The 6314-nt window shown below is 67.0% G+C and carries 5 protein-coding genes; 1 reads left to right on the top strand and 4 read right to left on the bottom strand.

All coding sequences use genetic code 11. From position 1 onward, the window contains the following. From AB3X43_RS14675 to AB3X43_RS14690, 4 genes are all read right to left on the bottom strand, one after another. The coding region (locus AB3X43_RS14675) for an FAD-dependent oxidoreductase (RefSeq protein ID WP_369430604.1) at positions 1–988 on the bottom strand (988 nt) is incomplete at its 3' end. Positions 989–1434: 446 nt separating this feature from the next. Further along, positions 1435–3798, bottom strand: a complete 2364-nt coding sequence (locus AB3X43_RS14680) for a glycoside hydrolase family 3 C-terminal domain-containing protein (protein WP_369430605.1) — start codon at positions 3796–3798, stop codon at positions 1435–1437. Positions 3799–4158: 360 nt separating this feature from the next. Then, on the bottom strand, positions 4159–4467 hold the full coding sequence (locus AB3X43_RS14685; RefSeq protein WP_369430606.1) for a MocE family 2Fe-2S type ferredoxin: 309 nt from the start codon (positions 4465–4467) through the stop codon (positions 4159–4161). After that, entirely contained in the window at positions 4442–5302 is an 861-nt protein-coding gene (locus AB3X43_RS14690) for a MurR/RpiR family transcriptional regulator (protein ID WP_369430607.1), read from the bottom strand. The genes AB3X43_RS14685 and AB3X43_RS14690 overlap by 26 nt, the downstream gene beginning before the upstream one ends. A 103-nt stretch (positions 5303–5405) precedes the next feature. On the opposite strand from AB3X43_RS14690, the gene AB3X43_RS14695 reads away from it, so the two are divergent. Then, the coding region (locus AB3X43_RS14695) for a LacI family DNA-binding transcriptional regulator (RefSeq protein ID WP_369430608.1) at positions 5406–6314 on the top strand (909 nt) is incomplete at its 3' end.

Here is a 6314-nt window from a genome sequence, read left to right on the forward strand (position 1 = left end):
CGAACAGTTGCTCCAGCGCCGTGGTGGCCACGGCCAGGATGACCTTCTTCGCGCTGCGGGTCTGGACCTTGCCGCCGGCGATGTGCGGATGCGAACTCTGCTGGTCCGGCGCCTTGGTGAGTCGGAGCACGAAACGGTCGCCGGTGCGCTCGATGCAGTCGACGTTGGTGCCGAGCAGGATCTCGACCTGCGCCGGGAGCCGGTCCCGCACCGCGTTCGGCAAGGTGCTGAAGCCGTTGCGGAACGTGAGGTAGTTCGGATCCTTGGGGAAGTCGGCCAGCAGCTGGAACGCGTCACCGGCGTTGATCGGCGCCTTGAACGGCCCGGCGAAACCGACGGTGTCGGCCAGCATCTGGATGCACTCCTGCGAGTAGCCCATGCTCCGCAGCAGGCCCCAGAGCTGCCAGTCACGCAACCTCGTGCCTTGCCAGGTGAACGTGTTGCGCAGCTCCGTCCAGAACTCGGGCGGTGTCGAGTCTCCCGGGGTGCTGTGGTTCTGGGCCAGGACGGCGGTATACGCCTGCGTGATGAGGTCGGACGGACTGAGCCCCTTCTCGCGCTCTTCGAGCCGGTAGATCTCGCCCCAGATCGCGTTCTTGCCGGCAGCCGCGTCGGCGGCGCTGAAGCTTCGCCCACGGAGGTTGAAGCGATTCGTGTTGGGCTGTGCATCCGAGGCACTCGTCATCGCGAACGGCACGATCTCGTCGCACAAGCCCAGGGCCGCGACGAGCTGCATCAGCTCGGTCATCGCGGTGTTGAAGCGCATTCCGCCCTCTTCCTCGCGAACCTCGTCGTCGGCGCTGACCTGGATCAGGTCTGTGTCCAGGCGACCGCCAGTCCTGTTCAGGCGCTCGACGATGGTGATGCGCCGAGTCGGGTCGTCTTCGATCAGACGCCATGCGCAGTAGAGGCCGGAGATGCCGGCACCGACGATGACCACGTCTTTGTCGTGGTCCCGGGGCGCGTCGTCATGGGAAGCGGTGCTCATCCTGAACCTCTCTCGGAGTGTTGTCCGGGTCGATCGGCAGTCACCTTCGTCAGGACCGGCCTCTTCCGCTCGATCAGGCGGCGAGGTGGCTCTGTCGCCAGTATGTCAAGACCAGTTGCGCACGACAGACCAGGCACGGATGTCACTGACATCCCCCGAAGCCTCTGTCTACCTGGTGTCGAGCGCACAAGCGATGCGCTGATAGTCATTGCAGGCGCAGTGGCGAGCTGATGTCGCCATCCCATCGGAGCGACCTCGTCAGCAGTCTTCTTGACGCTTCGACGGGTCACAGCTTCCCAATGAAATCCAGCATAGCCGTTGCCCTTGCCGTGTCAATAGAGCCGCACCATAGGGCACGGACGGAGTGACCCAGGATGGACAAGGTGCGCTCGATGTGCCCCAGCTCGCGCAGGGCCACTGCCCGCGTCGACGAGTTCGTGGATGCATCAGCCTCCGAATGCCCGCACCAGCTCGTCGATGCGCACATCGCCGCAGAGTCCGCCGGACATCGCCGGGATCTTGTAGAGGGGCATCTCGTTGGCGAAGGCCAGCGCGGCGCTGTCACCCTTGCGCTTGGCGGCGAGCTGCTCGGGGCTCCAGTGGGCCAGGGCCGCCTCTTCCACCGGTTCAAGCAGACCGCCGAAGCCGAGCGCGTGCAGCATCTCGGCATAGGCGTCCTGACCGCCCGGGCGGTCCAGGAAGTCCTGCACCAGCGAGCGGCGGGTGATCGGCTGGCGGCGGACGCGGCGGGCCGTGATCTCGACCTCCGCGCTCAGCGGCAGGTCACGCGATGAGCCGCCCGCCTGGAGGTCGAACGTGCCCGGATGCACCGCCCAGTCGTGCAGGCCGATGTCGTAATGGGCGAAGTCGCGCTGGCCGAGTTCGAAGCGCACGGTGGTCGCCTCGCCCGGCGCCAGGCGGACCTTGGCGAAGGCACGCAGCTCGCGTTCGGGCCGGACGACCTTCGGCGCACGTTCGCGCACGTAGAGCTGCACGACCTCCTGGCCGGGACACGCGCCGCTGTTGCGCAGCGTCACCTCGACCGCGAGCATGCCCTCGCCGTCCACGTCGTGGGTCGGGGCGCTGGTGCGGATCGCGGTGTAGTCGAAGCGGGTGTAGCTCAGGCCGTGGCCGAAGGGGAACAGTGGTTGCAGGCCGCGCTTGTCGTAGTGGCGGTAGCCGATGAACAGGCCCTCGCCGTACCAAGCCTGGCCGTCACGCCCCGGGAAGGCGGGATACGCCGGCGTCTGCTGCAGGCTGACGGGGAAGGTCTCGCTGAGCTTGCCCGAGGGGTTGACGCGGCCGGTCAGCACGTCGGCGATCGCGCCACCGCCGGCCTGGCCACCCAGCCAGCCCTCGACGATCGCCGGCACGCGGTCCACCCAGGGCATGGCCACGGCCGAACCGTTCATCAGCACCACGACCAACTGGGAATGATCGGCGGCCAGCGCCTCGATCAGCCGGTTGTGGCCGGGCGGCAGGTCGATGTCGCGGCGGTCGAATCCTTCGGACTCGTAGCTGTCGGGCAGGCCGGCGAAGACCAGCACCACCTCGGCCGCCTGCGCGACTGCAACCGCCTCGGCCACCAGGTCATCGCTGGTCACGCCTTCGCCATCGCAGCCGCGCGCCCAGGTGACCTGGTCCGCACCCAGCAGCGCGACCAGTTCGTCGTGCGGGTAGGCAACCCGCGTCGGGTTGACCTGCGAGCTGCCGGCGCCCTGGTAACGCGGTGCCTTGGCGAAGTCGCCAACCACCGCGACCCGCGTGCCTGCGGCCAGCGGCAGCACGTCGCCGTCGTTCTTCAACAGCACGATGCCCTCGGCGCCGACGCGGCGGGAGAGCGCATGGTGGGCCTCGGCGTCGAAGGTGCTGCCGGGCCGGTGGCGGGCGTGGGCCAGCAGCACCACCGCCACCAGTTCGGCGGTGACCCGCGCGAGCACGGCCGGATCCAGCCCGCCCGAGCGCACCGCGTCGATGATCTTCTGGCGGTTGTGCGCACCGCTGCCCGGCATCTCCAGGTTGTTGCCGGCGATCACCGCCTGCACCCGGTCGTGGATGCCGCCCCAGTCCGACACCACGAAGCCGTCGAAGCCCCAGCGCTCGCGCAGGATGCCGGTCAGCAGCGCGTGGTGCTCGCTGGCATGCACGCCGTTGACCAGGTTGTAGGCACTCATCACCGACCAGGGCCGCGACCCGGCCGGGGCCTGCGCGATGGCGATCTCGAAGGCCTGCAGGTAGACCTCGTGCAGCGTGCGCTCGTCCACGTCCGAGCTGGTCGCCATGCGCTCGAACTCCTGGTTGTTGACCGCAAAGTGCTTCAGCGAGGTGCCGACCCCTTCGCTCTGCACGCCGTCGATGTAGGCGGCGGCCATGCGGCCGGCCAGCACCGGGTCCTCGGAGAAATACTCGAAGTTGCGCCCGCCCAGCGGCGAGCGCTTCATGTTGATGCCCGGGCCCAGCACGATGTGGACGCCGCTGGCCTGTGCTTCACGGCCCAGCGCCATGCCGACTTCACGGGCCAGCACGGTGTTCCAGGTCGCCGCCAGCCCTGGCGCGGTCGGGAAGCAGGTCGCCGGCACGCTGCCCTCCAGGCCGGCACCGACCACCTTGCGCAGTCCGTGCGGGCCATCGGAGACGACCATCGGCGCCAGCCCGAGGCGCTCGATGCCGTGGGTCTGCCACCAGCCGTCGCCGGACAGCAGCAGGGCCTGTTCCTCGACGCTCATCTGAGCGACGAGGGCGTCGGCCTGGTCGCGGAATGCGGCCAGCGGGGACCCTTCCGGGGTGGAAGGAGTTGTGGAGTTCGTCATGGCAGCCTCTTCGGTCCAGTGGGGCGATGTCGTGCACGACCACGCGGTCCCGGCATCGGGTCCGGCATCAGCATGATGGCATCAGGGAGTGCGCGCAGCTCACCCAGTTTGCGGCAAAGCGCTGCCCGCCCGATGCCCAGCAGGACGGCGGCGGCCGTGTGCCGGAGTGCCTGCGAAATGGCCTGCCGCCATTGCGCTCCTTGCATGGTTGTCACGACGGTGTACGCGCTGAACAGCCACATCAGCGACCAGATCGTGAAGTCGAATGGCTGAGGCGGATGGCGTTGTCCGGCGCGCCTTCTTGGGCTCGGTGCGACAGCCCATCACCCGCTGCCCGGTCGGGTGGGGCAACCAAGCTCTTCAGACCTCAACAAATACCTTGCCGGCTTCCACCTTGGCTGGATAGGTCTTGAGCGCCACACACACCGGCGCCCCCAGCGGGCGACCATCCCGAATGTCGAAGCGGCCGTTGTGCTTGGGGCACTCGATGACGTGCTCCATCACCAGGCCGTCGCAGAGGTGAACCTTTTCGTGGGTACAAAGACCGTCGCTCGCATAGACCTTGTTCTCCACGCGGTAGAGGGCAAAGGTCTTGCCGCCGTGGTCAAAGCGCACGACGTCCTCGTCGTCGATGTCATCGAAATCAACGGTCGAGATCCATGGAGGCATGGGTATTCCTTGGGAGTGGGTTGGAGAGATGGCCGGGTTTCACGGCCGTGGCCAGCGCCTCGCAAAGTGCGAAGGCATTCAGCATTCTTCGGGCATCGGTCCCGACCCGGATGACGATGCCTGCATGGGTGTTCCTGGCACTGCGGTTCATGTCGCCGCGTGCCAGCCGGAGGATGCGCGAGCCGAAATCTGCCGCCACGAACCAGCTCGGACACGGTGTCACGTCGTGCCACACCGCTACTTGCACCAGCCATGCGCCACCGGACACGATGTCCTGGTTTTTCGTGCCCGTATCGACTTGCCTGCACCCGACCGACCGCATGCGTGCCTGCAGATGCAGGGCGATCAATCGATCCTCCTCGCCGGTCCAGTCGAAGTGGATGCGGGTCGCGGATTGCAGGGACTGCACCACGTGCAGAAACTCCGGCCGCAGCGCAAGCCCTTTCAAGCTCATCAAGCCCAGCGCCGAGTCGTCAATGTCATGCGATGCGGCGAGACATTCCGGGGGCAGTCGGTGGTCCTGGGGTGCCGGGGTGAAGTCGACTACCGGCTCCATGCGGTCGAGAAAGGCAAGTTTCATCTCCTGAAACCCCTTCAAGCCAAACCGCTGGGCCAGGCGCACCACCGAAGCCGGGATCGTGCCGCACGTCTCGGCCACCTCCTGGATTCGATAATGGTGCAGGGTCGCGGCATGCTGGAGACAGAACTGCGCCACGCTGCGCAGCTTGGGACTGAGGAGGGGAAGGTCCCGCTGGAGTTCGTGCAGCAGGCGGTGGCCGTGGGACTCCACATGCCCGCCCGAACCGACGGCACCGACCGACCAGCGGGAGGCCATTCCGCCGCCATCAAACGAAGGGGATGCAACCGGTGGCATGCTGGTGTGTTCTTTCCCGTAGAGTGCTGGGCGTGATGGCCGTGACAGAGTGGCAATGAAAACAATGACCCGAGACAAATCGACAACCAAGAAAATCACCGCCACCGACGTCGCCGAGCGCGTCGGAGTGTCCAAGTGGACGGTCTCCCGCGCCTTCACGGAGGGTGCACCCATCGCCCCGGACGTGCGTGAGCGGGTGCTTCAGATCGCAGCCGAAATGGGCTACTCGCCCAATCTGCTGGCGCGCAGCCTGTCCACGCGCAGCACCCGGCTGATTGCGCTGGTGGTCGATGAACTCGGCAATCCCAACCAGCTGTACCTGCTGAACGAGGCCACCCGGCAACTCCAGGCCAAGGGATTCAGCTCGCTCCTGCTCAATCTCAGCCCGGAGTACGGTCCGGGTGCTGCCTTGCGCCTGGCCGATCAGTTCCAGGTCGACGGCATCATGTTCATGGGCACCTCGCTGGACAAGGAACTGATCGAACTGGCCCAGAAGATCCGCCGCATCCCGCTGGTGGTCGTCAGCCGCAACAGCTCGCTGGCGAACATTCCTTACGTCACCACCGATGGCTATGCGGCCGGCGCGGAGATCGCCGACCTCTTCCTCGCCGAAGGGTATCGCCGCATCGGACACATGGCCGGTCCCCCTTCCGACCGCACCGAGCTGCGCCGGCTCGACGGCTTCCGCGACCGGCTGCAGGCACGTGGCACACCGCTGGACTGCGTGCTGAAGACGGCCCACTACCGGCGCGACGAGGGGATGCAGGCGCTGCTGCGCTACCTGGGTGCCACTCCGCGGGAGCAGCGCATCGAGGCGCTGTTCTGCGAGAGCGACATCCTGGCCATCGGGGCACTGGACGCCTTGTCCTCGATGGGCGCGCATCACCGCATGGCCGTGGTCGGCTTCGACGACATCGAGATGGCGTCCGCCCCGCCCTACGCGCTGACCACCTTCCGCCAGCCAGCAGACTAC

This window comes from Sphaerotilus sp., from assembly GCF_041083715.1.
Taxonomy (GTDB): domain Bacteria; phylum Pseudomonadota; class Gammaproteobacteria; order Burkholderiales; family Burkholderiaceae_C; genus Sphaerotilus.